This window comes from Comamonas sp. FG99 (assembly GCF_057808605.1).
Genome location: NZ_JBMDII010000006.1, coordinates 53,167 through 79,828 on the forward strand (window position 1 = coordinate 53,167; position 26,662 = coordinate 79,828).

The 26,662-nt window shown below is 69.0% G+C and carries 26 protein-coding genes, 1 pseudogene and 1 riboswitch; of the genes and pseudogenes, 14 read left to right on the forward strand and 13 right to left on the reverse strand.

Features of this window, described 5'->3' with window-relative positions:
* The first annotated feature begins 93 nt into the window (after nt 1–93).
* Nucleotides 94–1,278, forward strand: a complete 1,185-nt coding sequence (locus tag ACODRX_RS05855; protein WP_488870178.1) for a YuxH family protein — start codon at nt 94–96, stop codon at nt 1,276–1,278.
* An 11-nt stretch (nt 1,279–1,289) separates the two neighbouring features.
* On the opposite strand, the gene ACODRX_RS05860 is transcribed toward ACODRX_RS05855, so the two are convergent.
* Complete coding sequence (locus ACODRX_RS05860; RefSeq protein ID WP_488870180.1) at nt 1,290–2,294, reverse strand: LysR substrate-binding domain-containing protein; 1,005 nt, start codon at nt 2,292–2,294, stop codon at nt 1,290–1,292.
* Between the two features lie 150 nt (nt 2,295–2,444).
* On the opposite strand from ACODRX_RS05860, the gene ACODRX_RS05865 reads away from it, so the two are divergent.
* The 5 genes from ACODRX_RS05865 (at nt 2,445) to ACODRX_RS05885 (ending at nt 7,787) form a co-directional block, all read left to right on the forward strand.
* Nucleotides 2,445–3,635, forward strand: a complete 1,191-nt coding sequence (locus ACODRX_RS05865) for an acyl-CoA dehydrogenase (protein ID WP_488870182.1) — start codon at nt 2,445–2,447, stop codon at nt 3,633–3,635.
* 170 nt (nt 3,636–3,805) lie between these two features.
* Complete coding sequence (locus ACODRX_RS05870) at nt 3,806–5,056, forward strand: CaiB/BaiF CoA transferase family protein (RefSeq protein ID WP_488870184.1); 1,251 nt, start codon at nt 3,806–3,808, stop codon at nt 5,054–5,056.
* Between the two features lie 218 nt (nt 5,057–5,274).
* Nucleotides 5,275–5,946: a response regulator gene (locus ACODRX_RS05875; protein ID WP_488870186.1), complete on the forward strand. Its 672-nt coding sequence runs from the start codon at nt 5,275–5,277 to the stop codon at nt 5,944–5,946.
* Nucleotide 5,947: 1 nt separating this feature from the next.
* Nucleotides 5,948–7,348 (forward strand): ATP-binding protein, encoded by a 1,401-nt coding sequence (locus ACODRX_RS05880; protein ID WP_488870187.1) that lies wholly within the window; start codon nt 5,948–5,950, stop codon nt 7,346–7,348.
* A gap of 34 nt (nt 7,349–7,382) precedes the next feature.
* Nucleotides 7,383–7,787, forward strand: coding sequence for a YgiW/YdeI family stress tolerance OB fold protein (locus ACODRX_RS05885; protein WP_488870188.1), 405 nt, complete (start codon nt 7,383–7,385; stop codon nt 7,785–7,787).
* Between the two features lie 12 nt (nt 7,788–7,799).
* Here ACODRX_RS05885 and ACODRX_RS05890 read toward each other — a convergent pair whose 3' ends face one another.
* Nucleotides 7,800–9,023: a sugar transporter gene (locus ACODRX_RS05890; RefSeq protein ID WP_488870189.1), complete on the reverse strand. Its 1,224-nt coding sequence runs from the start codon at nt 9,021–9,023 to the stop codon at nt 7,800–7,802.
* Between the two features lie 78 nt (nt 9,024–9,101).
* On the reverse strand, nt 9,102–9,755 hold the full coding sequence (locus tag ACODRX_RS05895) for an NAD(P)-dependent oxidoreductase (protein WP_488870190.1): 654 nt from the start codon (nt 9,753–9,755) through the stop codon (nt 9,102–9,104).
* A gap of 122 nt (nt 9,756–9,877) precedes the next feature.
* Between ACODRX_RS05895 and ACODRX_RS05900 the strand changes: the two are divergent.
* Together ACODRX_RS05900 and ACODRX_RS05905 are read left to right on the forward strand one after the other, a co-directional pair.
* Nucleotides 9,878–10,045: pseudogene (locus ACODRX_RS05900) on the forward strand (helix-turn-helix domain-containing protein); the annotation flags it as partial.
* A 248-nt stretch (nt 10,046–10,293) separates the two neighbouring features.
* Nucleotides 10,294–11,079, forward strand: coding sequence for a substrate binding domain-containing protein (locus tag ACODRX_RS05905; RefSeq protein WP_488870192.1), 786 nt, complete (start codon nt 10,294–10,296; stop codon nt 11,077–11,079).
* A 17-nt stretch (nt 11,080–11,096) separates the two neighbouring features.
* On the opposite strand, the gene ACODRX_RS05910 is transcribed toward ACODRX_RS05905, so the two are convergent.
* The 4 genes from ACODRX_RS05910 to ACODRX_RS05925 form a co-directional block, all read right to left on the reverse strand.
* Nucleotides 11,097–11,594, reverse strand: coding sequence for a 6,7-dimethyl-8-ribityllumazine synthase (locus ACODRX_RS05910; protein ID WP_488870194.1), 498 nt, complete (start codon nt 11,592–11,594; stop codon nt 11,097–11,099).
* A 121-nt stretch (nt 11,595–11,715) separates the two neighbouring features.
* Nucleotides 11,716–11,884: riboswitch (FMN riboswitch) on the reverse strand.
* An 86-nt stretch (nt 11,885–11,970) separates the two neighbouring features.
* A complete protein-coding gene (locus ACODRX_RS05915) occupies nt 11,971–12,438 on the reverse strand; it encodes an Lrp/AsnC family transcriptional regulator (RefSeq protein ID WP_488870195.1) in 468 nt (155 codons plus the stop codon).
* Nucleotides 12,435–14,999 (reverse strand): alpha-ketoglutarate dehydrogenase, encoded by a 2,565-nt coding sequence (gene mdeB, locus ACODRX_RS05920; protein ID WP_488870197.1) that lies wholly within the window; start codon nt 14,997–14,999, stop codon nt 12,435–12,437. Before mdeB ends, ACODRX_RS05915 begins: the two co-directional genes overlap by 4 nt.
* Before the next feature lie 204 nt (nt 15,000–15,203).
* Nucleotides 15,204–16,334: a branched-chain amino acid ABC transporter substrate-binding protein gene (locus ACODRX_RS05925; RefSeq protein WP_488870198.1), complete on the reverse strand. Its 1,131-nt coding sequence runs from the start codon at nt 16,332–16,334 to the stop codon at nt 15,204–15,206.
* A 381-nt stretch (nt 16,335–16,715) separates the two neighbouring features.
* On the opposite strand from ACODRX_RS05925, the gene ACODRX_RS05930 reads away from it, so the two are divergent.
* Nucleotides 16,716–17,111 carry a hypothetical protein gene (locus tag ACODRX_RS05930; protein ID WP_488870199.1) on the forward strand — a complete coding sequence of 132 codons (396 nt, stop codon included), beginning with the start codon at nt 16,716–16,718 and terminating at the stop codon, nt 17,109–17,111.
* 28 nt (nt 17,112–17,139) lie between these two features.
* Nucleotides 17,140–17,538, forward strand: a complete 399-nt coding sequence (locus ACODRX_RS05935) for a hypothetical protein (protein WP_488870200.1) — start codon at nt 17,140–17,142, stop codon at nt 17,536–17,538.
* 7 nt (nt 17,539–17,545) lie between these two features.
* Here the strand turns inward: ACODRX_RS05935 and ACODRX_RS05940 are convergent, their stop codons facing one another.
* Complete coding sequence (locus tag ACODRX_RS05940; RefSeq protein WP_488870202.1) at nt 17,546–18,544, reverse strand: Rossmann-fold NAD(P)-binding domain-containing protein; 999 nt, start codon at nt 18,542–18,544, stop codon at nt 17,546–17,548.
* A 163-nt stretch (nt 18,545–18,707) separates the two neighbouring features.
* On the opposite strand from ACODRX_RS05940, the gene ACODRX_RS05945 reads away from it, so the two are divergent.
* The 3 genes from ACODRX_RS05945 to ACODRX_RS05955 are packed head-to-tail and all read left to right on the forward strand — an operon-like array spanning nt 18,708 to nt 22,036.
* A complete protein-coding gene (locus ACODRX_RS05945) occupies nt 18,708–19,757 on the forward strand; it encodes a CDP-6-deoxy-delta-3,4-glucoseen reductase (RefSeq protein WP_488870203.1) in 1,050 nt (349 codons plus the stop codon).
* A 28-nt stretch (nt 19,758–19,785) separates the two neighbouring features.
* Nucleotides 19,786–20,754: a tripartite tricarboxylate transporter substrate binding protein gene (locus tag ACODRX_RS05950; RefSeq protein ID WP_488870205.1), complete on the forward strand. Its 969-nt coding sequence runs from the start codon at nt 19,786–19,788 to the stop codon at nt 20,752–20,754.
* Between the two features lie 10 nt (nt 20,755–20,764).
* Nucleotides 20,765–22,036, forward strand: a complete 1,272-nt coding sequence (locus ACODRX_RS05955; RefSeq protein WP_488870206.1) for an NAD(P)/FAD-dependent oxidoreductase — start codon at nt 20,765–20,767, stop codon at nt 22,034–22,036.
* Nucleotides 22,037–22,108: 72 nt separating this feature from the next.
* On the opposite strand, the gene ACODRX_RS05960 is transcribed toward ACODRX_RS05955, so the two are convergent.
* Genes ACODRX_RS05960 through ACODRX_RS05980 form a run of 5 tightly spaced genes read right to left on the reverse strand, consistent with a single transcriptional unit; the run spans nt 22,109 to nt 25,618 of the window.
* Nucleotides 22,109–22,783, reverse strand: a complete 675-nt coding sequence (locus ACODRX_RS05960) for an aspartate/glutamate racemase family protein (protein ID WP_488870207.1) — start codon at nt 22,781–22,783, stop codon at nt 22,109–22,111.
* Nucleotides 22,780–23,250, reverse strand: coding sequence for an Lrp/AsnC family transcriptional regulator (locus ACODRX_RS05965; protein WP_488870208.1), 471 nt, complete (start codon nt 23,248–23,250; stop codon nt 22,780–22,782). The genes ACODRX_RS05960 and ACODRX_RS05965 overlap by 4 nt, the downstream gene beginning before the upstream one ends.
* Before the next feature lie 43 nt (nt 23,251–23,293).
* The gene (locus tag ACODRX_RS05970) at nt 23,294–24,067 is read right to left on the reverse strand and encodes an amino acid ABC transporter ATP-binding protein (protein ID WP_488870209.1); all 774 of its coding nucleotides are present in this window, start codon (nt 24,065–24,067) and stop codon (nt 23,294–23,296) included.
* Nucleotides 24,068–24,070: 3 nt separating this feature from the next.
* Nucleotides 24,071–24,736: an amino acid ABC transporter permease gene (locus ACODRX_RS05975; protein WP_488870210.1), complete on the reverse strand. Its 666-nt coding sequence runs from the start codon at nt 24,734–24,736 to the stop codon at nt 24,071–24,073.
* 48 nt (nt 24,737–24,784) lie between these two features.
* On the reverse strand, nt 24,785–25,618 hold the full coding sequence (locus ACODRX_RS05980) for a transporter substrate-binding domain-containing protein (RefSeq protein ID WP_488870212.1): 834 nt from the start codon (nt 25,616–25,618) through the stop codon (nt 24,785–24,787).
* Nucleotides 25,619–25,807: 189 nt separating this feature from the next.
* Between ACODRX_RS05980 and ACODRX_RS05985 the strand changes: the two genes are divergently transcribed.
* Entirely contained in the window at nt 25,808–26,659 is an 852-nt protein-coding gene (locus ACODRX_RS05985) for a 3',5'-nucleoside bisphosphate phosphatase (RefSeq protein ID WP_488870213.1), read from the forward strand.
* Nucleotides 26,660–26,662 lie beyond the last annotated feature (3 nt).

Here is a 26,662-nt window from a genome sequence, read left to right on the forward strand (position 1 = left end):
GCCGGTGCGCTGCCGCCGGCCATACCAAGATAGAGGGATCTGTGGCAGGCCCTGGCTTCGGACATGGCCGCCGCCAGCCCCTATCGCTTGCCCATGACAACGACCGCCGCCAATCCCCAGCTGCTGCAGACCGTGCCGATTGCGCGGCAAGCCCTCGTGCAGGCTGACGGCGCCATCGCGGGCTTCGAGCTGTTCAACCGCTCCCGCCCGCACAACGGCCACACCATGGACTCGGACGCGGCCCTGGCCTTCACCGCGCTCTCGCATGTGGAGCCCGAGGCCCTCGCCGGGCAGCACCTGCTGTTCCTGAACTGCACGCATGAAACCCTGGCCGGCGAGCATCTGGCGCTGCTGCCGCTGCACCAGGTGGTGCTGGAGATCCCGCTGCTCGGCCATGCCGCGGGCCACGAGGTGCAGATCCGCCTGCCGATGCTGCAATCGCTGCGCAACCAGGGCCTGCGGCTGGCCTTCGACCGCTTCGTGCTGGAAAGCGCCTACGCTCCCTGGCTGCCGCTGGCCGACTTCATCAAGATCGACCTGTCGACGCTCAGCCCGGATCGGGCGGTGCTGCTGCTGCAGTATGCACGGCGCCTGTCCGGCGCCAGCCTAGTGGCCGACAAGATAGAAACCACCGCCCAGCTCAAGCTGGCCCGCGAACACCGGGTCGACCTGCTGCAGGGCTTCGCAGTGGCGCGCCCCACGCTCAGCCCTGCCCGGATCATGGTGCCCACGCTGGCGCAGGTGCGCCAGCTGCTGGCCCAGCCCAGCCTGCCCCTGGCCGCGGCCTATGTGCAGCGGCATGCCGTGCTGGCCTACAACCTGATGCGCCTGATGCGCTCGCTGCACCTGGATGCCAGCCACGCCTGCCTCACGGTCGACGAGATGCTGCAGGTGCTGGGGCCGCAGCAGCTCGGCCACTGGGCCAACCTGATGCGCTCCGTCACCCATGCGCGCGTATCCGAGGCAGCGCAAGACCGGCAGGCCGCCATGCAGGCCCGCTACATCGCCATGCAGTCGGAGCTCGATGGCGCGCCCATCGCCTTCGCCGTCGCGCTGGCCGCCGCGCTGACCCACGATCCCCAGATCTCGTCGCGGCAGCTGCCCCGGCAGGTGCAGCAGGCGCTGCACATGCAGGCCGCCGCGACGGCGGCCTACCTGCAGCAGGCCCGGGCCGCCGAGTCCTGGCTCGCCGATCCGGCGGGCCCGGCCCCACCCGCGGCGCAGCTGCGGCAGCTGCGCGCCGCCATGCAGTGGGCGGATTCGGTGCAGGCCGACTGAGCCCCATTGTTTCATTCAGCCACCGGCGCGGCCGTGCCCGCCTGGGCGCTGGCCTGCTGCAGCCAGCGGCCAAAATCGGCCAGCGCCACCGCACGGGGCTCACGCGGCTCACGGGACTCAAGCGGCTCATGCGCCCCGGACGCGGCTGCCGCCGAGTCGGGCACCACCCAGTAATATGCGCGCTCGCCGCGCAGCACGCGCGCGCAGGCCACGACCAGGTCGCCACGCGCCAGCTCCTCCTCGATCAGCATCGGCGGTATCAGCGCCACCCCCATGCCATGGCTGGCCGCCACCGCCAGCATCGAGAACAGCTCGTAGCGCGGCCCCTGCAGCGCCCGCGGCGCCTGCACGCCCACCGCCTCGAACCAGTGGCGCCAGCCCTCGGGGCGCGTGCTTTGCTGCAGCAGCGGCAGCGTGGCCAGCACCTCGGGCGCCACTTGCAGGTAGGCCCGGCCCCGGCCACGGCTGGTGGCCCCTTCCAGCAGGCGCGGGCTGCACACCGGAGCTATCACCTCGTCCATCAGCCAGGTGGCGCGGGTGCCCGGCCACTGCAGCGCCTGCTCGGGCGTGCCGGCGTAGATGGCGGCATCCACCGTGCGCTCGGCAAACAGGAAGGGCCGGGTCTGCACGTCGATGTGCACCACCACCTCCGGATGCAGCTCGTGGAACTGCGGCAGCCGCGGCAGCAGCCAGCGCGTGGCGAAGGTGGGCACCGCGGCAATGCTGATCGCGCCGCCGGCGCCCTGCTGCGCCATGATGTCCAGCGTGCCCTGCTCCATGCCCTGCAGCCACTGCGCCACCTGCCGGCTGTACTGGCGGCCGGCCGCGGTGAGCACCACACCGTGGCGCGTGCGCCGAAACAGCGCCAGGCCCAGCTGCGCCTCCAGCGCGATGATCTGGCGCGACACCGCGCTCTGGGTGAGCGCCAGCTCCTGCGCCGCGCGGGTGTAGCTCTCGTGGCGCGCAGCCGATTCGAAGCAGGCCAGGGCCTGCGTGGAAGGAATCATTTTCCGCATACTTGACTGCCATCCCTCCTAGAAAATTCAAAGGCAATGCCTTTATAAATGATTTTTACTCATTTATCGATGAGAAACAATCGTTTGCCACCCCGGGCATGCCGCCATACGATGGCGGCCATTGCAATCACTTTTCCACAGGAGCAACACATGGCCCGCTTTCAATGGGACGACCCCTTCCACCTCGACCAGCAGCTGAGCGACGACGAGCGCATGATCCGCGACGCGGCCTATGCCTACTGCCAGGAAAAGCTGATGCCCCGCGTGCAGGAGATGTTCCGCCACGAGAAGACCGACGCCAGCATCTTCCGCGAGATGGGCGAGCTGGGCCTGCTGGGCCCCACCATCCCCACCCAGTACGGCGGCGCGGGCCTGAACTACGTGAGCTACGGCCTGGTGGCGCGCGAGATCGAGCGCGTGGACTCGGGCTACCGCTCGATGGCCAGCGTGCAGTCGTCGCTGGTGATGGTGCCGATCAATGAATTCGGCACCGAGGCGCAGAAGCAGAAATACCTGCCCAAGCTGGCCTCGGGCGAGTACATCGGCTGCTTCGGCCTGACCGAGCCCGACCACGGCTCCGACCCCGGCTCCATGGCCACCCGCGCCTACCAGGTGGACGGCGGCTACCGCCTCAAGGGCAGCAAGATGTGGATCACCAACAGCCCGATCGCCGACGTGTTCGTGGTCTGGGCCAAGGAAGTCGACCCGGCAGGCAACGTGGGCGAGATCCGCGGCTTCGTGCTGGAGAAGGGCTTCAAGGGCCTGTCGGCTCCGGCCATCCACGGCAAGGTCGGCCTGCGCGCCTCGATCACCGGCGAGATCGTGATGGACGACGTGTTCGTGCCCGAAGAGAACGCCTTCCCCGAAGTGCGCGGCCTCAAGGGCCCGTTCACCTGCCTCAACAGCGCACGCTTTGGCATCGCCTGGGGCGCGATGGGCGCGGCCGAATTCTGCTGGCACACCGCCCGCCAGTACACGCTGGACCGCAAGCAGTTCGGCCGCCCGCTGGCTGCCAACCAGCTGATCCAGAAGAAGCTGGCCGACATGCAGACCGAGATCACGCTGGGCCTGCAGGCCGCGCTGCGCGTGGGCCGCATGAAGGACGAGCACCAGAACGTGATCGAGATCACCTCGCTGATCAAGCGCAACAACTGCGGCAAGTCGCTGGACATCGCCCGCCTGGCCCGCGACATGATGGGCGGCAACGGCATCAGCGACGAATTCGGCGTGGCCCGCCACTTGGTGAACTTGGAAGTGGTCAACACCTACGAGGGCACGCACGACGTGCACGCGCTGATCCTGGGCCGCGCCCAGACCGGCATCGCGGCCTTCGCCAACTAAGCCGCTGCGCGCATGACCGACGCCCCCAGTCCTTTGGCCTGGGGGCGTTGCTTCGTGCATGCTTAACAAACCCCTTGCGGGATGCGAATGGCGCCCACGGCCGGCTCTGCCGAAAATCGGCGCTTCGCATCATTGCTGCATCGCTGTTTCTTTTTTCCGGACACCCCCTCATGACGACTCCCCTCGCTCCGCTTGATGGCATCAAGGTTCTCGATCTTTCGCGCGTGCTGGCCGGCCCGTGGTGCGCCCAGATGCTGGGCGACCTGGGCGCCGACGTGATCAAGGTCGAGCGCCCGGGCGTGGGCGACGACACCCGCCTGTGGGGCCCCCCCTTCCTGCGCGACGACGCCGGCAACCTCACCAACCAGGCGGCCTACTACACCGCCTGCAACCGCAACAAGCGCTCCATCACCATCGACATGGCCACGGCCGAAGGCCAGGCGCTGATCCGCCAGCTGGCGGCCGAGTCCGACATCCTGGTCGAGAACTTCAAGGTTGGCGGCCTCAAGGCCTATGGGCTGGACTACGACAGCCTCAAGCAGATCAACCCCAGGCTCATCTACTGCTCGGTCACCGGCTTCGGCCACAGCGGCCCCTATGCCGAGCGCGCCGGCTACGACCTGATGGTGCAGGCCATGAGCGGCATGATGAGCATCACCGGCCATGCCGACAGCGAGCCCGGCGGCGGCCCGATGAAGGTGGGCGTGGCGGTGACCGACGTGTTCACCGGCATCTTCTCGTGCAGCGCCATCCTCGCGGCGCTGCATGCGCGCGACAACGCCCGCACCGGCAGCGGCCAGGGCCAGCACATCGACATGGCGCTGCTGGACGTGGGCATGTCCATCCTGGCCAACCAGGCGGTGGGCTTTCTCAACACCGGCGAGATCCCGCAGCGCATGGGCAACCTGCACCCCAGCGTGGCGCCGTACCAGGACTTCCCCAGCGCCGACGGCAACGTGCTGCTGGCGGTGGGCAACGACGGCCAGTTCAAGCGCTTTTGCAAGGCCGCCGGCGTGCCCGAATGGGCCGAAGACCCGCGCTTCGCACTGAACGCCGGCCGGGTGCTCAACCGCAAGGAGCTGCTGGCCCAGCTGATCCCGCTGATGAAGAGCAAGACCACGGCCGAGTGGATCAAGCTGCTGGAGAGCGAGGCCGTGCCCTGCGGCCCGATCAACAACATCGCCCAGGCCTTCGACGACGAGCAGGTACAGCACCGCCAGCTGCGCGTGGACATCCCGCGCAGCGCGGGCGACGGCATCTCGTCGATCGCCACCGTGGCCAGCCCGCTGCGCCTCACCGCCACCCCGCCGGTGGTACGCCGCGCGCCGCCGCTCACCGGCCAGCATACCGAGGAGATCCTGCGCGAGATGGGCCTGGATGCCGGGCGCATCGCAGCGCTCAAGAGCCAGGGCGTGGTTTAAAAAGAATAGCTGCTAGCGCTTATCTGTCAATGCTTTCAATATTGAAATCCCTTGATATTTCGGTGCTTCTTGCGCTGACAGCTATATTTTTCGCATAGAAGCCCAGGCCCGGCCCGCCAACGGCCAGCAAGCACACCAAGCTGCCGCAGGCATCAGATTCGCTTCATCTTGCGCTGCGAGCATGGCACGCCCATGCCCCGCCTTTGTATAGTGCGACCATGCGAATCCTGCTTGCCGAAGACGATATCTCCCTGGGCGAATCCATTGCCGCCTGGCTCGAACTCGATGGCTACGCGGTGGACCGCGTCACCCGCGGCGACCATGCCGAGGCCGCGCTCGCCACGCACGAGTACCAGTGCCTGCTGATTGACCGCGGCCTGCCCGGCCTCTCGGGCGACCGCGTGCTCGCGCGCCTGCGCGAGCGGCGCCAGACGGTGCCCGCCCTCTTCATCACCGCGCGCGATGCGGTGCGCGACCGCATCGAGGGGCTGGACCTGGGCGCCGACGACTACCTCGTCAAGCCCTTCGACCTGGAGGAGCTGTCGGCCCGCATCCGCGCCGCCATCCGCCGCCACGACCAGCGCGCCGACCCGCTGCTGCGCCACGGCGCGCTGGCGCTCGATGCGGCGGGCAAGCAGGTCAGCCTGCGCGGCGCGCCCGTGGCGCTCACCGCGCGCGAATTCGCGGTGCTGCAGGCGCTGATGCGCCGGCCCGGCCATGTGGTCTCGCGCGCCCAGCTCGAAGACGCGCTCTATGGCTGGGGCGACGAGGTGGACAGCAACGCCATCGAGGTCCACGTCTACAAGCTGCGCCGCAAGCTCGGGCCGGGCTGGATAGAGACCGTGCGCCGCATGGGCTACCGCCTCCTCGACCAGCCCCGGCCGGACTGACATGGCTGCCGACTACTCGCTGCGCCGCCGCCTGATCGCCACCACGGTGGGCTCCAGCGTGGCCGTGGGGCTGCTCAGCACCGCCATCGTGCTGGCCATCGCCTGGAAGGAAGTGGGCGACGCCTTCGACGACACGCTCAAGGAGGGCTCGCGCATCGTGCTCGCGCTGGGCGCAAGCGCCGTGCGCGGCGGCGCGGCCGCGCCCAGCACCGGCGCCGCGCAGCGCCCGCAGGAGCTCAAGCTCAACTACCAGATCGTCTCCGACAGCGGCGCCGTGCTGCTGCGCGGCGAAGACGCGCCCGCCCAGCCTTTCGTCGCCCCCGCCGGCCTGCGCCAGAAATCCTTCTACGACGTGCGCGCCGACGGCCACTGGTGGCGCGTGCATGTGCGCCGCCATCCCACGCTGGGCTTTTCGGTGCAGGTCGGCCAGGAGTGGGAAGAGCGCAGCGAGCTGCTCGAAGACGTGCTGCAGTCGCTGGCCTGGCCGCTGGTGGCGCTGTGGGCGCTGCTCGGCGCCACGAACTGGTGGCTGATCCGGCGCCAGCTCGCGCCGCTCACGCGCATGGCGCGAGGCATCGAGGCCAAGTCGCCGCAAGACCTGTCGCCCATGGCCGACGACGCCCAGGCGCCGCAGCCGCGCGAACTGCGCTCGGTCACCGCCGCGCTCAACCGCCTGCTGCTGCGCCTGTCGCGCGCGCTGGAGGGCGAGCGCCGCTTCACCGCCGATGCCGCGCACGAGCTGCGCACGCCGCTGGCGGCGCTGGCCTCGCGCATCCAGCTCATGCAGCGCAGCCATGCCGCGCATTCGCCGCAGCTCGCCGCCGACCTGCAGCGCCTGCGCGAGGACGTGGCGCGCAGCACCGCGCTGGTGGAAAACCTGCTGCAGCTCGCCCGGCTCGATCCGCAGTCGGCCGACGCGGTGGCCATGCAGCCGCTCGCCCTGCCCGCGCTGCTGGCCGAGGCGGTGCAGGCCTGCGCCGCGGCCGCTGCGGCAAGGCAGGTCACGGTCACGATCCGCTGCGAGGCGGCCAGCGCGCTGGGCCACCGCGACTGGCTGTACAGCGCGCTGCGCAACCTGGTGGACAACGCCATCCGCTACGGCAGGGCTGGCGGCTCGGTGGAGGTTTCGGCGCTGCGGCGCGGCGCGGCCGTCGAGCTGGCGGTGCGCGACGACGGGCCGGGCGTGGCCAGCCACGAGCGCGAGCGGCTCACCCAGCGCTTTTACCGCGTGCTGGGCAGCGGCATGCCGGGCAATGGCCTGGGCCTGTCGATCGCGGCCCGCGTGGCCGAGCTGCACGGCAGCGCGCTGCGCCTGGGCCCCGGGCTGCACGGGCAGGGACTGGGCGTGGCGCTGGAGCTGGCGGCGACGTCAGATTCCCTTCATGTCCAGCCGTTGCAATAAGGGCTTGTTCAACCCCAGTACCGAGGAGCTCCAAATGACCACCAACCTGCCCCGCCACATCCTGCTGTGCACCACCCTGGCCGCCGCGCTCGCCGCCGGCGGCGCGCTGGCGCAGGGCTATGCAGGCCCCAGCACCGCAGCCCCCGCGGCGCATGCCTACGCCGGCCCCAGCTCCATCCGCACGATGAGCGTCAAGGAGCTGCTGGAGCACGGCAAGGACGACCAGCACGCCATCCTGCGCGGCCGCATCGTCTCGCACGACGGCGGCAAGCACTACAGCTTCGACGACGGCACGGGACGCATCCGCGTCGAGATCAAGCCCAAGCATTTCCCGCCCGGGCAGACCATCGACGACAAAACCATGGTGGAGCTGAGCGGCGAGCTGGACAAGGGCTTCAGCAAGATCGAGTTCGAGGTCGACCAGCTGCGCCTGCTGTAGCCGGCTGCGACGTCAGGCGCCGGCCGCCACCCGATAGCTCAGCGGCCAGCGCACATAGGCCAGCGCGCACCACAGCCCGCCGATCGCGGCGATGGCGCCGCCCACCCAGCCGATGGACTGCATGCCCGCATGCAGGCTGACCTGGCTGCCCAGCAGCGCTCCGCCACCGATGCCGACGTTGAAGATGCCCGAGAACAGCGACATCGCCACATCGGTCGCATCCGGCGCCAGCCGCAGCACCTTGGCCTGCATGGCCAGCGCAAAGCAGATGAAGCCCACGCCCCACACGGCCGCCAGCCCATACAGCCCCGCCACCCATGGCGCCAGCGGTTGCAGCGCCAGCATGCACAGCGCCAGCGCGGCAATGGCCGCGAGCAGGAAGCCGCGCGGCAAACGCATGCCCCAGCGGCTGAACAGCATGCTGCCCAGCAGCCCGGCGCCGCCGAACAGCAGCAGCACCGCGGTGGTCACCCGCCCGCCATGCCCGGCCACGTTCTGCACGAAGGGCTCGATATAGCTGTAGGCGGTGAACTGCGCGGTCACCACCACCACCGTCAGCACGTACAGCGCCACCAGCGCCGGGCGCCGCAGCAGCAGCGGCACGCTGCGGGCCGAGCCCGCGTTCTCGCTGGGCAGCAGCGGCAGCAACCGATACAGCGCGGCCATCACCGCCAGCGCAATGCCGCCGATGGCCAGGAAGGTGGCGCGCCAGCCCAGCCATTCGCCCACCACGCGCCCGAGCGGAATGCCCAGCACCATGGCCACCGAGGTGCCGGTCGCCAGCAGGCCCAGCGCCTGGGCCTTCTTGCCGGCCGGCGCCAGCCGCACCGCCAGCGAGGCGGTGATCGACCAGAATACCGCGTGCGCCAGCGCTATGCCCATGCGCCCCAGCATCAGCACCGGGAAATTCCAGGCCACGCCCGACAGCGCATGGCTGGCCACGAACAGCGCCAGCACGCCCATCAATAGGCGGCGCCGCTCCACCGCGCGGGTGAGCAGCATGCAGGGCAGCGAGGCCAGCGCCACCACCCAGGCATAGATGGTCAGCATCAGGCCGACATGCTCGCTCGGCATGCCGAAGTCGCCGCCAATGCCGCTGAGCAGGCCCACCGGCACGAACTCGCTGGTATTGAACACGAAGGCCCCCATGGCCAGGGCGGCAACCCCGAGCCAGGCCGGCAAGGGCGCGGCCGCGGGAATCGGATCGGGGGCGGAGGAAGGGTCGGACGCAAGCATGGAAACAGTCGGCGTGGGCCAGAAATGTTGCAGCGCAATATTATGCTGCCGCCACACCGCGCCCGCTTGCGCGGCTGCTCAATAGGCCACCGTGAAGCGCTCGCGCAGATGGCTGCCCTGCTCCAGCGCATCGACCAGCGCCACGGCCAGGTCGGCGGCCGAGATCGTGCCGGGCTGGCCATCGGGCTGCATCAGCGGCTCGTCCTTGCCGCTGCGGTAGCGGCCGGTGCGCTCGCCATGCTCGCCCAGGTGCAGGGCGATCGGCGGGCTCAGCAGCGTCCAGTCCAGCGCGGCTTCCTGCTGCAGCTCGGTCAGCGCATCGCGCGCCGCCGCCGCGCCGGGCCGGATCGCGGCCGGAAACTCGGGCGTATCCACCAGCTGCTTGCCGGGGGCGATGTAGAGGCTGCCGGCGCCGCCGACCACCAGGTAGCGCCGCACGCCCGCCGCCTTGGTGCCGGCGACGATGGCGCGCGAGCCGCGCATGAAATCCTCGTAGATATTCGGATTGCTCCAGCCCGCGTTGTAGGCGCTCACCACGGCGTCGGCGCCGGCCACCGCGCGCTGCACCGCGGCCGCATCCATCACATCGGCCTGCACTGCCTGCAGATGCGGCTGGGCCGCGAGTTTGGCCGGATCGCGCACCAGCGCCACCACCTCGTGGCCGCGCTGCAGCAGCTCCTTCAACAGCGCCGAGCCCACAAAGCCGGTTGCGCCAATCAATGCCACTTTCATAGTCGTCCTTTGCGGCGCCTGCGCGCCTGTTCGAGAAGCCATTGAGGTTAACGATTTCACAATGCCGGCGGAAGTCGGTATTTTTCGCCAACACCTTGAAGCTGCACTTCATAATTGCCGCCATGGACGACTACAAACGCATGGCCGTGTTCGCCGCCGTGGTGCAGCAAGGCTCGATGAGCGCCGCGGCGCGCACCCTGGGCATGAGCCCGTCTGCCGTGAGCCAGCAGGTGCGCCAGCTCGAACGCGACGGCGGCGTGACCCTGCTGCATCGCTCCACACGTCAGCTAGGGCCTGTTCACACAAATACGGGGTCGCGCAAGCCCGACAGGGCTGTCAATGCTAGGCACGCGACGCCGTGCGTGTGCCCACCCGCACAAGAAGCGTAACGACGCAGTGACGGCCCTGCCGGACTTGCCCGAAGGGTTGAGCCCTCTTGGGCGGTCTGCTGCGTTGCTGTCTCTTGCAAGGTACCTACCTTGCTGCGGGCCAGCGCCTTGCAGCCCATCCCAAGAGGACTCAACGCGATCCCCGTGCTTTGTGTGAACAGGCCCTAGCGCTGACGGACACCGGCGAACGCTACTACCAGCAGTGCGCGGCCATGGCCCAGGCCGCCGAGCAGGCGCGCGCCGAGCTGTCGGCCGCGCGCGACGAGCCCAGCGGCGAGCTGCGCATCGCCGCCACCGTGGGCTTCGCGCGCCATATCGCGCCGGCGCTCGGCGCCTGGCTCGCCAGCCACCCGGCGCTGCGGCTGCACCTGGCGGTGGACGATGCGCTCATCGACCTGATCCACAGCCGCATCGACCTGGCGCTGCGCTTCGGCCAGCTCGCCGATTCAGGCTGGGCCGCCAGGCGCCTGGGCGCCATGCAATGGTGGCTGTGCGCCGCGCCCGCCTGGGTGCAGGCCCAGGGCCTGCCGCCGCGCCACCCGGCGCCGCTGGCCGGCGAGCGCTGGCTGGGCCTGGCGCGCGACAGCCACGGCCAGCCGGCGGTGCAGGTCGAGGCGCGCCAGCCATCCAGCGGCGAAACCTGCAGCTTGCAGCTGCAGCCGCACATGGCCAGCAACAACCAGTTGTCGATACAGCAGATGTGCGAGGCCGGCCTGGGCCTGGCGCTGCTGGGCAGCATGGACGTGGCCGACGCGCTGGCGGCGGGGCGGCTGGTGCGCCTGCTGCCCGACTGGGATTTCGGCAGCTTCGGCATCTGGGCCGTCACGCCGCAGCGCCAGGCCCAGCCGGCCAAGGTGCGCCAGGCGGTTGCCGCGCTGCAGCGCTATCTGGCGCAGCTGCCCGGCGTGGTCGATGCGCCGCAGCCGGCCGCGTAGAGCCCGTGAACAGATGCTCAGGCCGCGATGCTCTCGGGCTCGGCGGCCAGCGCCTGCAGCTGGGCCAGCGTGCCGGCGCAGGCGCGCGCCAGCTCGGTGCCCTTCTTGCGGAAGTGCTGGAAGAAGAAGGCGTGGTGCTCCTCGCCCTCGTGGAAGTCGCGCGGCGTGAGCACCGCCGAGAACACCGGCACATCGCTGTCGAGCTGCACCCGCATCAGGCCGTCGATCACCGCGCTGGTCACGAACTCGTGGCGGTAGATGCCGCCATTGACGATCAGGCCGCAGGCCATCACGGCCGCATAGCGGCCGCTGGCCGCCAGGCGCTTGGCCAGCAGCGGGATCTCGAAGGCGCCGGGCACATCGAACAGGTCGATGCGCTGGCTGCCAAAGCCCAGCGTGGCCAGCTCGGCCACCGCGGCGTCGCGCGCCTGGTGCACGATGTCGGCATGCCACTGCGCGCTGATGATGGCCAGGCGCTGGGGCGATGGGGAAGAAGAAGCAGGGGACTGATTCATGGCGGTTTTTCCTTCAGTGGTTACCAGAATCAGGGCGTGCCCGCTCGAGTGCATGCAAAGCCAGCCTTCAACGCTTGATGGACAAGCGCAGATAGCTACCGTTTATGCAGCAAATCGAGCGAGCAATTCTCTTTCATCCGGACTGTGACCGTCGGCTCTGGCATCGCACCAGATCTGCTGACCCTGCGCATGCCTTGCGGCCGCACAAGCGCTCGCGGGCTGCTGGCCGTGGCTGCTCGCCATCACCAGATACCGCCGGTGGGGAATTGCGCCCCGCCCTGAGAATTCGCCTTGCATCGCAAGGCCCGGCTATTCTATGCACGCCGCAATCGGCCTGCAGCTTGTACGGTTGCCGCAGGCGACAGCGCTACGCCCCCTATGCAGCGGGCAGCGGCAGCGCCGTCTTGTAGCGCACCTGCTTGAGCGCGAAGCTGGAGCGGATCTTCTCGATCCCGGGTATCGGCGTCAGCTGTTCGAGGATGAACTTCTCCAGCGCGGCGATGTCGGCCACCGCCACGCGGATCAGGTAGTCGCTGTCGCCTGTCATCAAGTAGCACTCCATCACTTCGTCGTGCTCGGCAATGCGCCGCTCGAACTCGGCCAGCGACTCCTTGGACTGCGAGGTCAGGCTGATGGAGATGAAGACGTTCAGGCCCAGCTGCAGCGCCTGTGCGCTCACCAGGGCCACATAGCGCTCGATCACGCCCCCCGCCTCCAGCGCCTTGACCCGCGCCAGGCAGGGCGAAGGCGACAGGTGCACCCGGCGCGCCAGCTCCACATTGGACAGCGCGCCGTCCTTTTGCAGCTCGCCCAGGATGCGCAGGTCGATGCTGTCCAGCTTCATACGCTGTGGCGCACCGCATCGGCGATGCTGGCGGCATCCACCTGGAAGAAACCGCGCAGCGCGGCCCGGGTATCGCTGCGGCCAAAGCCGTCGGTGCCCAGCGTGCGGTAGCCGCGCCCGCTGGGCATGCACACGCGCACCGACTCGGGCAGTGCGCGCACATAGTCGGTCGCCGCGACGATGGGGCCCTGCGTGCCCGCCAGCAGGCTGCGCAGGTGGCCCTCGCCGTCGGCCTGCGCATCGCGCGCCAGCTCGCTCCAGCTGGTCACGCTCACCACATCGACGCACCAGCCCTCGGCCGCCAGCTGCTGCGCCGCCTTGACCACCTCGGTGAGGATGGCGCCCGAGCCCAGCAAGGTGGCGCGCTGGCTGCCTTCGGCCCCATGCCGCGCCAGGCGGTAGGCGCCACGCAGCACGCCCTCGGCGGCCCCTTCGGGCAAATCGGGCTGGGCGTAGTTCTCGTTCATCAGCGTGATGTAGTAGAAGACGTCGCGCTGCTCCACCAGCATCTCGCGCATGCCGGCGTCGAGAATCACGGCCAGCTCGCCCGCATAGGCCGGGTCGTAGGCCTTGCAGTTGGGAATGGTGGCGGCCACCAGGTGGCTGGAGCCGTCCTGGTGCTGCAGGCCCTCGCCGCCCAGCGTGGTACGGCCCGAGGTGGCGCCCAGCAGGAAGCCGCGCGCGCGCTGGTCGGCCGCGGCCCAGATGGCATCGCCCACGCGCTGGAAGCCGAACATCGAGTAGTAGATGTAGAACGGCAGCATGGCCAGGCCATGCACGCTGTAGCTGGTGGCGGCGGCCGTCCAGCTGGCGATGGCGCCGGCCTCGCTGATGCCCTCCTCCAGGATCTGGCCATCCAGCGCCTCGCGGTAGCTGAGCACCGAGCCTATGTCTTCCGGCGCATAGCGCTGGCCCACGCTGCTGTAGATGCCGACCTGCTTGAACAGGTTGGCCATGCCAAAGGTGCGCGCCTCGTCGGCCACGATGGGCACGATGCGCGGGCCCAGCTGCCCGTCCTTGAGCAGGCTGCCCAGCATGCGCACGAAGGCCATGGTGGTGCTCATCTCCTTGCCGCCGGCGGCCAGCGCGAACTGGGCGTATTTTTCGAGCGGCGGCACCGCAAGCGCATCGCAAGCGGTTTCGCGCCTGGGCAGCGCGCCGCCCAGCTGCTCGCGCTGCGCGCGCAGGTAGCGCATCTCCGCGCTGCCCTCGGCCGGCTTGTGGAAGGCCAGGCCCGTGGCCTCTTCGTCGGACAGCGGCAGCTGGAAGCGGTCGCGAAACTCGATCAGGTCGGCATCCTCGAGTTTCTTCTGGCTGTGCGTGGTCATCTTGCCCTGCCCGGCCGCGCCCATGCCGTAACCCTTCTTGGTGTGGGCCAGGATCACGCTCGGCTGGCCGCGGTGCGCGGCCGCGGCAGCGTAGGCGGCATGGATCTTCACGATATCGTGGCCGCCGCGCTTCAAGCGGTCGATCTGCTCGTCGGTCAGGCCCTGGGCCAGCGCGGCCAGCTCGGGGTTCTGGCCGAAGAAGTTGTCGCGGTTGAAGCGCCCGTCCTTGGCGGCGAAGGTCTGCATCTGGCCATCCACCGTGCCCGAGAAGGCGCGCACCAGCGCGCCGCTGGCGTCGCGGGCGAACAGGCCGTCCCAGTCGCTGCCCCAGACCAGCTTGATCACGTTCCAGCCGGCGCCGGCAAACAGGCGCTCCAGCTCGTCGATGATGCGGCCATTGCCGCGCACCGGGCCGTCCAGGCGCTGCAGGTTGCAGTTGACCACCCAGACCAGGTTGTCGAGCTTCTCGCGCGCGGCCAGCGTGAGCGCGCTCATGCTCTCGGGCTCGTCCATCTCGCCGTCGCCGAATACACCCCAGACCTTGCGGCCCTGGCAGTCCAGCAGATTGCGGTGCGTCAGGTAGCGCATGAAGCGCGCATGGTAGATGCTGCTGATCGGGCCTATGCCCATCGAGCCGGTGGGGAACTGCCAGAAATCCGGCATCAGCCAGGGGTGGGGGTAGCTGGAGAGGCCGCGCGCGCCGGCCGCGGGCGCGCTGATCTCCTGGCGGTAGTGCGACAGGTCGGCCTCGCTCAGGCGCCCTTCGAGATAGGCGCGCGCATACACGCCGGGCGCGCTGTGCGGCTGGAAGAACACCAGGTCGCCGCCATGGCCCGGGCTTCTGGCATGGAAGAAATGGTTGAAGCCCACCTCGAACAGGTCGGCCGCACTGGCATAGCTGGCGATGTGCCCGCCCAGTTCGCCATAGGCCTTGTTGGCCCGCACCACCATGGCCAGCGCGTTCCAGCGCATCAGCGAGGCCAGGCGCTCCTCTATGGCCAGATCGCCCGGGAAGGGCGGCTGGGCCGCCGCGGGAATGGTGTTCACATAGGGCGTGTTCAGGTCGGGCTGCCACTGGATCTGCTGGGTGCGGGCCAGGCGCACCAGCTCGTCGAGCATGAAGCGTGCGCGCGCGTCGCCGCCCTGCGCCACCAGCGCGGCGAAGGACTCGCGCCACTCGGTGGTCTCGGCGGGATCGGCATCATGGATGGGGTGCGGTGTAGGGCTGCTCATGGAAGCCGACTCTACCGCCTGCGCAGCGAAATGTGCTGCCAATCCCCAGCCATAAGACACAATTCATCAGCACAAAATGCCGATAAATAAATGATCTGCAGCATGAAAACCCAGCAAACATCGATATCACATGCCGACAAAAACAAACCAGCCCGCCGAAGCGGGCTGTGGTCAAGCCAGGTAACCGGGTAAAGGCCCAGGGCTTTACTGGCCGATGGCGGTTTTCGCGCCCTTCACATAATGGCTCAGCGTGTACGAAGGATTCTTCAGCTCGCCGTTGTCCTGGAAGGCGATCTTCGCGGTCACGCCGGAATAGTCGGACTTCTTGAGTTCGGGCAGGAATTTCTTCGGATCGGTGGAGTCGGCGCGCTTCATCGCGTCCACCACCAGCATGGTGGCGTCATAGAAGTACGGGCTGTACACCTGGAACTGGCCGGGGTACTTGGCGTCGTAGCGCTTCTTCCACTCGATGCCGCCGGGCATCTTGGCGATCGAGGCACCGCCGTCGGCGCACACCACGTTGTCCAGCGACTTGGTGCCGGCCGCCAGCTTGGCCAGCTCGGAGGTGCAGATGCCGTCGCCGCCGAAGAACTTCACATTGGTCAGGCCCAGCTGCACCATCTGGCGCAGCATGGGGCCGGCCTGCGCATCCATGCCGCCGTAGAAGATGGCCTCGGGCTTCTTGGCCTTGATCGAGGTCAGGATGGCCATGAAATCGGTGGCCTTGTCGTTGGTGAACTCGGAGGCCACCACCTTCACGCCCTTGGACTCCGCATCCTTCTTGAATACATTGGCCAGGCCCTGGCCATAGGCGGTGCGGTCGTCGATCACCGCCACGTTCTTGAGCTTGAGCTTGTTGGCCGCATAGTCGGCCAGCGCGGCGCCCAGCGCGTTGTCGTTGGCAATGATGCGGAAGGTGGTGGGATAGCCCGGCGCGGTGAGCGCGGGGTTGGTGGCGGCGCCGGTGATGAACGGCAGGCCACAATCGTTGAAGATCTTCGAGGACGGAATCGCCACCCCCGAGTTCAGGATGCCGGGCACCGCCGCCACCTTGTCGTCGCAGAGCTTTTGCGCACCGGCCGTGCCCTGCTTGGGATCGGCCGCGTCGTCCTCGGCGATCACCTCGAACTTGATCTTCTTGCCGCCAATGGTGACGCCCTGCGCATTCAGGTCGTCGACCGCCATGCGCACGCCGTTGACGTTGTCCTTGCCATAGTGCGCCTGGGGCCCCGACAGCGGACTCATCGTGCCGATCTTGACCACCTCCTGCGCCTGCGCGGCCATTGCCACGCCTGCAACCACCATGGCTACCGCGGTTTTGATGCTCATATCCATTGCGTCGAACTCCAATCCATAAAAAAGGGATTCTTTTCCGTTCTGCACGCAGACCGATATTGGTACAAGCCCGGTAATGAGTATGCGGCGCCAGCAGGGAAGTTCGCATATAAGAACCCACTGTTACCAACGCGGATTGAAAATCCCATTCCAGGCCCACAACTGCCTTCCATGCAGGAACTGCCGCAGCCGGCGCACCCGCTGCGCACCAGGGCCCTGGTGTAAAGTTGCTGCAAAACCCGCTGCCGCGCGGCGCGCCGCTGTCAACCTTTGCCGGTATTCGCGCGTCTTTGGAGTGCAAGCACCAGCACCGCGTTGCGCACCGCCATCCCCGGGTCGCCGGCCCATCGCCGCAGACCCGCTGTCAAGAGGAGAATGCCCATGAGTCGTCAACGCCTGTTTACCGCCGCCACGCTGCTGGCGGCAGCGCTGGCCACCGGCTGCGTCGCCACCGCCAGCGACGGATATGGCTATGGTGGCTACGACAGCTACGGCTATCCGGCCGGCACCACCTACTACACCAATGGCGGCGCCTACTACGGCCAGGGTTCGGACCGCTACTATGACCGTGGCCGCAACTACGACAACCGCGACCGGGACCGCGATCGCGCCGAACGCGAGCGCCTGGCCCGCGAGCGTGACCGCCAGGCCCGCGAACGCGACAGCCGCAACCGCAACCCCGCCTACCAGCGTGGCGCGGAATGCGCACGCTACCGCGACCAGGTGAACCGGGGCCTAGACACCATCAACGTGCCGGATCATCCGGAGCGTTGCTGACCAGCGCGCATTGCGCAAGGAGAACCACATGACATCGATGCTTCGATGGGGCACGCTCGCGGCAGGCGCCGCCTGTGCGCTGGCGTTGTCGGGCTGCGTCGTGACGCCGGTGGACGGCGCCTACTACGGCAATGCCTACACCACGGTTTCCACGCCCGGGGTCGCCTACGACACACCCTACTACGGCTATCCCTCTTACGGCTACGCCGCAGCCCCGTCGCTGTGGATCGGCAGCTCGGCCACCTATGTCTATGGCGGCCGCTCCTACTACCGCCCCGGCTACCGGCCTGGAGACTGGGGCCCCGGCCCGCGCCCGGGCGGCCCCCGCCCCGGCTTTGGCGGCGCGCCGGGAAGGCCTGGCATGGCGCATGGCCCCGGGCCCGGCGGCCCGCGCCCCGGCTTTGGCGGCGGCGGGCACCGCCGCTGAACCCAAGCTACACGCTGCGCCGGCCTGCCGGCGCTTTTTCTTTTTGCAGCCGGACCGCGGCCTGCAGCCCCTGCTCCACCGTCGGGTAGCGCGGCGCGATGCGCAGCTCGCGCAGCATGCGCCGGTTGGCCAGCCGGCGAGACTCGCTCATGAAGCTCAGCAGCGCCGGCGCCAGCGCCTGCGGCGCCTCGGCCCGGCTGATGCGCGGCGGGCGCGCCAGCCCCCACAGGTCTGCCGCCAGATCGAAATAATCGCCCATGCGCAGCTGCGTGCCGTCGCACACATTGGTGATGCGCTGCGGCCGCCCGCGCCACAGCGCGCTGGCCGCGGCGCGCGCCAGATCGTCGGCATGGATGTGGCTGGTGAATACGTCGTCCTGCGCGCGCAGCACCGGCGTGCCGCGCAGCAGGCGCGCCTCGGGCGTGCCGCCCTCGCGGTCGCCGGCATAGATGCCCGGTATGCGCAGGATATGGCTGCGCGCCCCGCGCCAGCGGTGGCCGAGCGCATAGCGGCGCAGCTGGCGCTCGGCGTCGACGCGGCGCAGCGCGCGGGCGGTCTGCGCGCGCGGCATGCGGGTCTCCGCCACCAGCGCGCCCTGGCAGTCGCCATACACGCCGCTGGTCGAGCCATACACCACGCAAGGCGCCTGCCGCGCACGCGCCAGCGCCTGCAGCAGCGCCTGGGTGCGCAGGTCGGCATCCGCCACCGTGCCCGGGGGCGCCAGGTGCAGCACGCGCGGTGCCAGGCCCGCCAGCCGCCGCAGGCTGGCGGCATCGTCGAGGTTGCCCGCCAGCGGCACGATGCCCAGCGCGCGCAGCTGTGCGCGCTTGCCCGGCGACGAGGTCAGCGCCATCACCCGCGGGCGCGGGGCTGGCTGGCGGCCGCCGCCTTGCGGCGCCAGCAGCCGCGCCACCCGCTGCCCCACGTCGCCGCAGCCGACGATCAGCACGCGCTCGCGGCGAAAGCGCGCGGGCAGCGCACGGCGGGGGTGTTGATTTGCGGGCAAAATACGGCTCCTTGCTCGGTGGACGGCGACCCGGAATTGTCACCACGAAACGGCATGCCTGGCGCCGCACGGCGCGGTCATCCGCAGAAATTTTGATAAAAACAGGCTGCAGCGCTTATGGATACTGCGCAGGCCGCTATATTTTTTAAGGAAACCTGACTCCATGGGCACTTCTCCCTCGGCATTCCAGATCTCGGTACAGCCCAGCGGACGCACATTTGCCACCAACGCCGCAGAATCCATACTCACCGCCGCCATCCGCAATGGCGTGGGCCTGCCCTATGGCTGCAAGGACGGCGCCTGCAGCTCGTGCAAGTGCAAGAAGCTCAGCGGCAGCGTGGAGCACGGCCCGCACAGCAGCCGCGCGCTCACGCCCGAGGAAGAGGCCGCTGGCTTGATCCTGCCCTGCTGCGCCCGCCCGACCAGCGATGTGGTGATCGAGTCGCGCAATGTCACCGACGAAAGCGCCTTCCCCATCAAGAAGCTGCCGGTGCGCGTCTCCTCGCTCACCCGCCTGTCACCCGACGTGATGCAGGTGCGCCTGCAGCTGCCCGCCGCGGACACCTTCCGCTACCACGCGGGGCAGTACATCGAATTCCTGCTCAGCGGCGGCCACCGCCGCGCCTACTCGATGGCGCTGGCGCCGCACCAGCAGGAAGCCGCGCCCGGGCTGGAGCTGCACATCCGCCACATGCCCGGCGGCCTGTTCACCGACCATGTGTTCAGCGCGATGAAGGAGCGCGAGATCCTGCGCATCGAAGGGCCGTTCGGCGGCTTCTTCCTGCGCGAGGACTCCGACAAGCCCATGGTGTTCCTGGCCTCGGGCACCGGCTTCGCGCCCATCAAGGCGCTCATCGAGCATGTGCAGCACAAGGCCATAGGCCGCCCGATCAGCCTGTACTGGGGCGGCCGCCGCCCGCACGATTTGTACCTGCACGACTGGCTGCTGGCGCGCTGCGCCGAGATGCCGCAGCTGCGCTATGTGCCGGTGGTGTCCGATGCGCTGCCCGAAGACCAGTGGAGCGGCCGCAGCGGCTTTGTGCACCAGGCGGTGCTCGACGACTTCGCCGATCTCTCGGGCCACGAGGTCTACGCCTGTGGCGCGCCCATCGTGGTGGATGCCGCCCGCAGCAGCTACACCAGCCAGCGCGGGCTGCCCGAAGAGGCCTTCTTCGCGGATGCCTTCACCACCGAGGCCGACAAGAGAGCCTGACCATTTCAACATCCAACCAACAACGACCATGAACCGCAGAAACCTGTTGCTCTCCACCCTGCTTGCCGCCGCAGCCGCGGCCACGCCGCTGGCGCATGCCGACAACGTGATCCGCCTGGTGGTGCCCTATGCCGCCGGCGGCCCGATCGATGTCACCGCACGGGTGCTGGCCGAGCGCGTGCGCGATAGCCTGGGCGCGGTGGTGATCGACAACAAGGCCGGCGCCGGCGGCAACATCGGCGCCGACATCGTCGCCAAGGCCGCGCCCGATGGCCTGACCATCGGCATCGCCGCCACCGCCACGCATGCCGTCAACCCCTGGCTGTACACCAGGATGCCCTTCGACGCGGCCAAGGACTTCGCCGCCATCACCCAGATGGTGCGCGTGCCCAACGTGCTGGTGATCAACGCCAAGCGCGCCGAGGAGCTGCGCATCCAGACCGCGCAAGACCTGATCGCCTATGCCAGGAAGAACCCCGGCAAGCTCAACTACGGCAGCGGCGGCAACGGCAGCGCCGGCCACCTGGCCGGCGAGATGATGAAGCGCCAGGCCGGCATCTTCGCGGTGCACGTGCCCTACCGCGGCGCCAATCCGGCGCAGCTCGCGCTGCTGTCGGGCGAGGTGGACTTCAACATCGACAACCTCGCCGCCGCGTCGGCCAACATCCATTCGGGCAAGCTCAAGGCCCTGGCGGTGACCAGCCTGCGCGAAAGCACCATGCTGCCCGGCGTGCCGCCGCTGTCCAAGACCCTCAAGGGCTTCGAGATCGACACCTGGTGGGGGCTGGTTGCGCCGGCCGGCACGCCCGCGGCCACGCTCGCCAAGCTGAACAAGGCCTTCGTCGATGCGCTGAACGACCCGGCCACCAAGCAGAAGTTCGCCACACTGATGGCCGAGCCCGTGCCCACCACGCCGCAGCAGTTCGACCGGTTCATGGCCAGCGAACGCGCCAAGTACGAAGGCGTGGTCAAGCTCTCCGGCGCGAAGGTGGACTGATACAGCCGCCATGACGCATCCCTCGGTCGCGGTGCTCGGCGCCGGCATGGTCGGCACCGCCACCGCCTTGGCACTGCAGAAAAAGGGCTTCCGGGTCACGCTGATCGACCGGCTCGATCCGGGGCGCGAAACCTCGTACGGCAACGCCGGCGTGCTGGCGCGCAGCTCGCTCATGCCCTTCAACCATCCCGGCCTGTTCGCCCAGCTGCCGCAGCTGCTCGGCAACCAGGGCGCCAGCTTCCGCTACCAGCCGCGCTTCGTGCTGCGCAACCTCGGCTGGGCGCTGCGCTTCGTCGGCAACGCGCGGCGCAGCGTCTTCGAGCAGACCACCGCCGCGCTCGACGCGCTGATCCGCCTGTCGCTGCAGGAGCACGCCCAGCTGCTGCTGCAGGCCGGCATGGCGCACCGGCTGCGCGACAACGGCTGGCTGTTCCTCTACCGCCAGGCCCAGGCTTTTGCCGGCGGCGCGCTAGGGCGCGAGCGCATGGCGCATTTCGCAGTCGCCACCGAGGTGCTCGACCAGGACGGGCTGCGCCAGCTGGAGCCGGCGCTCAAGCCCATCTTCGAGCGCGCGCTCTGGATCAAGGACAGCTGGTCGGTGGACAACCCCGGCGCGGTGGTGGCGGGCTATGCCCGGCACTTCGCGGCCCAGGGCGGCCGCATCCTGCGGGCGCAGCTGCGCACCATAGCGCCGCTGCCCGGCCAGCGTTGGCGCGTGGTGGGCGACGGCGACGGCGACGGCGGCGACACGCTGGCCGAGGCCGACCGGGTGGTGGTGGCGCTGGGGCCGTGGAGCCGCCAGTTCCTGGCCACGCTGGGCGTGCACGTGCCCATGGCGTTCGAGCGCGGCTACCACATGCACTTCGCGCCAGTGCCGGGCCTCACGCTCACCCGCCCGGTCTACGACACCGGCGGCGCCTACGTGCTGTCGCCGATGGAGCAGGGCCTGCGGCTGAGCAGCGGCGTGGAGCTGACCGACTGCGACGCGCCGCCCAACCCCGTGCAGCTGGAGCTGGCGGAAGGCGCCGCGCGCGAAGCGCTGGACATGGGCGAGCGCCTGGAGCCCGAGCCCTGGCTGGGCCGCCGCCCCACGCTGCCCGACAGCCGCCCCATCATCGACACCATGCCCGGCCGCCGCAACCTGTGGCTGGCCTTCGGCCACCAGCACATCGGCTTTTCCACCGGCCCCGGCACCGCCGCGCTGCTGGCGGCGCTGATGTGCGGCGAGACCCCGCCGATCGATGCCCATCCGTTCCGCGCGGAGCGCTTTCTGCGCGCCTGAGGAATAGGGCACCCAAGCCTGCCCGCTACACCAAATACCCCGAGGGACAGCGGCCCCACGCGGTGATCGGCATTACCCCGTCTGCCGCGCCGTCCAGCGCTGCTCCAGCAGGCTCACGATATCGTGCACCGGCCGCCCGGTGGCGCGCGCCACCGCGTCGCGGTAGACCGGCATGTTGGTACATTCCAGCACCAGGCTGCGCACCTGCGGATGGCGCGCCACCAGGGCCAGCGCGGCATCGACCACGTTGCGCTCGGCCTCGGCCAGGTCCAGCTCGGTTTCGTTGCGCAGGATGCGGCGGTGGAACTCGCAATCCACCGCCACGCCCTGCACCGGTGTGCCCGCCGGCACCTGTACCGCGGCCAGGATGGCGGGCGTGAGGCTGGCGGCCGAGATCGTGACCACGCCCGGCGCCTCCAGCTCGCGGCACTGCAGCAGGCTGGAGCTGAGCACCGGCACGCCCACGCTGTGCTGCAGCAGGTCCTGGTAGGCGGCCAGAAAGCCGCAGCTGGTCGAGATCAGCGCCGCCCCCTGGGCCACCAGCGCCTGCGCCGCCCGCACGAAGGGCTGGGCGAATTCCGGCGCGGCCTGCTGCACGATCTTGGCCGGCGAGGCGCCCTGCACCGTCGCCATGCGCACCGGAATGCCGCGCTGCGCCCAGGTTGCGGGGTTGCCGATGTCGCCGACCGGGCGCGGAAAGCGCGTGTCGAGCATCAGGATGCCCAGGAAGGGCGCGGCGCCGCTCATAGGGGCTGCGCAGGTGCGGCGATCGCGCCGCGCCGGTCGATCTTGCGGCTGAGCACCACCGAGGTGTAGGTCTGGCGTATGCCGTCGATCAGGCCGATGCGGTCGAGCAGCGCGTCGAGCTTCTCATTGGAGTCGCAGCGCAGGAAGATCATGTAGTCGTGCTGGCCCGAGACGGCCGAGACCTCCTCGACTTCGGGAAAGCCCTCCAGCACCTTCATCACCGATTGCGACATCTTGGGGCTGACGCTGATGCCGCAATACGCCCGCACCGCGGATTGCTCCAGCCGCGCACCCAGGCGCACGCCATAGCCGGCGATCACCCCCTCTTTCTCGAGCCGCGCGATGCGCGCCACCACGGTGGTGCGCGCCAGGTTCATCTTGCGCGCCAGCAGCGCGGTGGACTCGCGGGCATTGGCCTGCAGCAGCGCCAGCAGCCTGCGGTCGACCTCGTCCAGTCTCAGATCCATGGCACCCCTCCCTCCACTCCCTTCACGCCCTCTCGCCCCGCCCTCATGCCGCATGGCCGATGATGCGGCCCAGGAAGCTGCGCGTGGCTTCCTGGCGCGGGTTGTCGATCACCTGCGACGGCGGGCCTTCCTCGACCACCACGCCGTCGCGCATGAAGACCACCTTGTCGGCCACCTCGCGGGCGAAGGCGATCTCATGCGTCACCAGGATCATGGTCATGCCGCCCTCCGCGAGCGACTGGATCACCTGCAGCACCTCGCCGACCAGCTCGGGGTCGAGCGCGCTGGTGGCCTCGTCGAACAGCATCACGCCGGGCTGCATGGCCAGCGCCCGGGCAATCGCCACGCGCTGCTTCTGGCCGCCCGAGAGCTTGTCGGGCAACACGCCCGCCCGCTCGGCCAGGCCCACCTTGGCCAGCAGGGCGCGGGCGCGCTGCTCGGCCTCGGCCTTGGGCAGGCGCAGCACGGTGACCGGGCCTTCCATCACATTGCCCAGCACCGTCATGTGCGGGAACAGGTTGAAGTGCTGGAACACCATGCCGGTGCGCGCGCGAAAGCCCGCCAGCACCTTGTCGGGCGGCAGCTGCGCGCCCGCGGCGCCGCCAAAGGACAGCGCCTGCGCATCGACGCGGATCTCGCCGCCGTCGGGCACGGTGAGCAGGTTGATGCATCTGAGCAGCGTGGACTTGCCCGAGCCCGAAGGCCCGATCAGCGCCACCACCTGGCCGCGCTCTACGTCGAGGCAGATGTCCTTGAGCACCGTGTTGGCGCCAAACGACTTCTTCAGGCCGCGGATGCAAATCAGTGGTTCGCTCATAGGTCAGTGCTCCCCCTTGGCCGCGCCATGCTCCAGCCGCTTGGCCCACAGCGTGATCGGAAACAGGATGATGAAGTACGCCACCGCGATGAAGGTATAGACCTCCAGCGGGCGGTAGGTGTCGTGCGCGATCACCTGGCCCTGGTACAGCAGGTCGGGCACCGCCAGCACCGACAGCAGCGAGGTGTTCTTCAGCTGCATGATCGACTGGCTCACCAGCGGCGGCACCATCTTGCGGAAGGCCTGGGGCAGCACCACGCGGCGCATCACCTGGCCGCGCGTCATGCCCAGCGCCTGGCCGGCCTCGGTCTGGCCCAGGTCGGTGGAGATGATGCCGCCGCGGATGATCTCGGAATAAAACGCGCCGCCATACAGCGACAGGCACAGCGCCGCGGCCACCGGCGCGGTCATCTCGATGCCGGAGAGCACCGGCAGCGCATAGTAGAACCACACCAGCTGCACCAGTACCGGCGTGCAGCGGAACATCTCGACATAGGCGCGCATCGGCGCCGCCACCCACTTGTGGCGCGACAGCCGCCCCATGCCCGCCACCATGCCGATCGCCAGCCCGCCGATCACGCAGATCACGGTGAACAGCAGCGTGTAGCCTATGCCCCCGACCAGCAGCGTGCGGTATTTCCACAGCGAGGCAAAGTCCCATTCATACATAGATACGCATCCCTGCGCGCGGGGCCGCGCCCCGCGCGCTCACAGCCATCAGAACTTCACTTCTTTCGGGAAGCTCTCGGGCTTGACGCCGGCGAGCTTTTCCATGTTCTTCAGCACCACGGACTGGATCTCGCCCTTGGCGCGGGCTTCGTCCAGCCAGCCATTGATCGCGTTCACGAAGGCCTTGTCCGCCTCCTTGCGCACGCCCACGTTGGTGTTGGCGGTCTGGATCGGCTGCGGGATGTAGACCGTGCCCACGTCGGGCCGCTTGGCGATCAGCGGCTGCGACAGCAGCACCACCAGCACCTGGCAGTCGGAGCGGCCGGTCTGCACCGACATGGTCGCCGCGCCCGAGGTATCGAGGCGCGAGATATTGGCCTTGGGCAGCGCGCGGGTGGCGAACTGGTCCTGGTTCGAGCCCACGTCGACCACGATCTTGGTGTTGGGGTTGTCCAGCTGCTCCCAGGCCTTGACGGCCGGGAAGCCCTTCTTGCAAACCGCGGTGAAAGTGTTGTTGAGCAGCGGCTTGGAAAAGCCCACCACCTCTTCGCGCTGCGGCGTGGGCGCCAGCGCGAACATCACATCGATCTTGTTGGACTGCAGATCCAGCACCGCATTGCCCCAGGTGGTCTCGACGAACTTCACCTTGGCGCCGAGCTTCTTGGCCAGGCTCTCGCCGAAGTCGGGGCCGAAGCCCTCCCACTGCTGCGTCACGATGTCCTTGCTGAAGTAGGGAATCGCGCCGGCGATGGCGCCCACGCGCAGCTCCTTGGTGCGCTGCACGCGCTCCATGGCGGTCTCGTCCGCCAGCGCGGCGCAGGCCGTGGCCACGCCGGCGGTGGCGATGACGGCTGCGCGCATCCATTGCTTGATCGACAACATATTGCTCTCCTGAGAAGGTGCCGACAGCGCAACTCCTGCCGCCAGACTGCCGGGTGACAACGAAAAAACCACAGTGTATTACCGCCAGATAGCCCGATTGCGCAGTCACTTCGACAACTGTCACCTAAATTTCTCATCAATGCGGCGACAGCGGCGGTTTTGCTTCCGGGCCTAAAATGCTTGTCTCCGATGTACGACAACGCCGACCTCCACTGCCACTCCACCGTCTCCGACGGCACGCTGAGCCCCGAAGCGCTGGCGCAGCGCGCCCATGCGCGCGGCGTGACGCTGTGGGCGCTGACCGACCACGACGAGATTGGCGGCCTGGACCGCGCCGCGCAGGCCGCGGCGCAGCTGCAGCTGCCGTTTCTCTCCGGCGTGGAGATCTCGGTCACCTTCATCGACACCACGGTACACATCATCGGCCTGGGCTTCGACTGGCAGGCCGAGCCGCTGCGCCAGGGCCTGGCCGCCACCCGCGGCGGACGCGAGCGGCGCGCGCGCGAGATGGCCGACGGCCTGGCGAAAGCCGGTATTCCCGGCGCCTACGAAGGCGCGCTGGCCCACGTAGGCAATCCCGAGCTGATCTCGCGCACGCACTTTGCGCGCTTTCTGGTGGAGACCAGGGTCTGCCGCGACACCTACGAGGTCTTTCGACACTACCTCAACCCCGGCAAGCCCGGCTACGTGCCGCACCGCTGGGCCCGGCTGGGCGACGCGGTGCGCTGGATCACCGGGGCCGGCGGCATGGCGGTGATCGCGCACCCGGCGCGCTACGGCTTCACGCCCACCGAGGAGTACGCGCTGTTCTCCGAATTCAAGGCCCATGGCGGCCTCGGCGTCGAGGTGGTCTGCGGCAGCCACCTGCCGCACGAATACCAGAGCTATGCCGGCATGGCCAGGGAGTTCGGCCTGTACGCCTCGCGCGGCAGCGACTTCCACAGCCCCGCCGAGTCGCACACCGACTTCGGCGCGCTGCCGCCGCTGCCCGCGGGTTTGCCCGCTGTGTGGGAGGCGCTGGGCCCGCGCATCATTCACTGACAC

Bases quoted from the DNA above. Each gene is read 5' to 3' on its own strand.
- ACODRX_RS05910 (WP_488870194.1), bottom strand. From the start codon at position 11,594: ATGAATCAGTCCCCTGCTTCTTCTTCCCCATCGCCCCAGCGCCTGGCC.
- ACODRX_RS05890 (WP_488870189.1), bottom strand. From the start codon at position 9,023: ATGCTTGCGTCCGACCCTTCCTCCGCCCCCGATCCGATTCCCGCGGCC.
- ACODRX_RS05965 (WP_488870208.1), bottom strand. From the start codon at position 23,250: ATGGATCTGAGACTGGACGAGGTCGACCGCAGGCTGCTGGCGCTGCTG.
- ACODRX_RS05870 (WP_488870184.1), top strand. From the start codon at position 3,806: ATGACGACTCCCCTCGCTCCGCTTGATGGCATCAAGGTTCTCGATCTT.
- ACODRX_RS05945 (WP_488870203.1), top strand. From the start codon at position 18,708: ATGGGCACTTCTCCCTCGGCATTCCAGATCTCGGTACAGCCCAGCGGA.
- ACODRX_RS05915 (WP_488870195.1), bottom strand. From the start codon at position 12,438: ATGAAGCTGGACAGCATCGACCTGCGCATCCTGGGCGAGCTGCAAAAG.
- ACODRX_RS05955 (WP_488870206.1), top strand. From the start codon at position 20,765: ATGACGCATCCCTCGGTCGCGGTGCTCGGCGCCGGCATGGTCGGCACC.
- ACODRX_RS05935 (WP_488870200.1), top strand. From the start codon at position 17,140: ATGACATCGATGCTTCGATGGGGCACGCTCGCGGCAGGCGCCGCCTGT.
- ACODRX_RS05960 (WP_488870207.1), bottom strand. From the start codon at position 22,783: ATGAGCGGCGCCGCGCCCTTCCTGGGCATCCTGATGCTCGACACGCGC.
- ACODRX_RS05930 (WP_488870199.1), top strand. From the start codon at position 16,716: ATGAGTCGTCAACGCCTGTTTACCGCCGCCACGCTGCTGGCGGCAGCG.
- ACODRX_RS05950 (WP_488870205.1), top strand. From the start codon at position 19,786: ATGAACCGCAGAAACCTGTTGCTCTCCACCCTGCTTGCCGCCGCAGCC.
- ACODRX_RS05985 (WP_488870213.1), top strand. From the start codon at position 25,808: ATGTACGACAACGCCGACCTCCACTGCCACTCCACCGTCTCCGACGGC.
- ACODRX_RS05865 (WP_488870182.1), top strand. From the start codon at position 2,445: ATGGCCCGCTTTCAATGGGACGACCCCTTCCACCTCGACCAGCAGCTG.
- ACODRX_RS05885 (WP_488870188.1), top strand. From the start codon at position 7,383: ATGACCACCAACCTGCCCCGCCACATCCTGCTGTGCACCACCCTGGCC.
- ACODRX_RS05895 (WP_488870190.1), bottom strand. From the start codon at position 9,755: ATGAAAGTGGCATTGATTGGCGCAACCGGCTTTGTGGGCTCGGCGCTG.
- ACODRX_RS05880 (WP_488870187.1), top strand. From the start codon at position 5,948: ATGGCTGCCGACTACTCGCTGCGCCGCCGCCTGATCGCCACCACGGTG.
- ACODRX_RS05925 (WP_488870198.1), bottom strand. From the start codon at position 16,334: ATGGATATGAGCATCAAAACCGCGGTAGCCATGGTGGTTGCAGGCGTG.
- ACODRX_RS05875 (WP_488870186.1), top strand. From the start codon at position 5,275: ATGCGAATCCTGCTTGCCGAAGACGATATCTCCCTGGGCGAATCCATT.
- ACODRX_RS05970 (WP_488870209.1), bottom strand. From the start codon at position 24,067: ATGAGCGAACCACTGATTTGCATCCGCGGCCTGAAGAAGTCGTTTGGC.
- ACODRX_RS05855 (WP_488870178.1), top strand. From the start codon at position 94: ATGACAACGACCGCCGCCAATCCCCAGCTGCTGCAGACCGTGCCGATT.
- ACODRX_RS05860 (WP_488870180.1), bottom strand. From the start codon at position 2,294: ATGCGGAAAATGATTCCTTCCACGCAGGCCCTGGCCTGCTTCGAATCG.
- mdeB (WP_488870197.1), bottom strand. From the start codon at position 14,999: ATGAGCAGCCCTACACCGCACCCCATCCATGATGCCGATCCCGCCGAG.
- ACODRX_RS05975 (WP_488870210.1), bottom strand. From the start codon at position 24,736: ATGTATGAATGGGACTTTGCCTCGCTGTGGAAATACCGCACGCTGCTG.
- ACODRX_RS05980 (WP_488870212.1), bottom strand. From the start codon at position 25,618: ATGTTGTCGATCAAGCAATGGATGCGCGCAGCCGTCATCGCCACCGCC.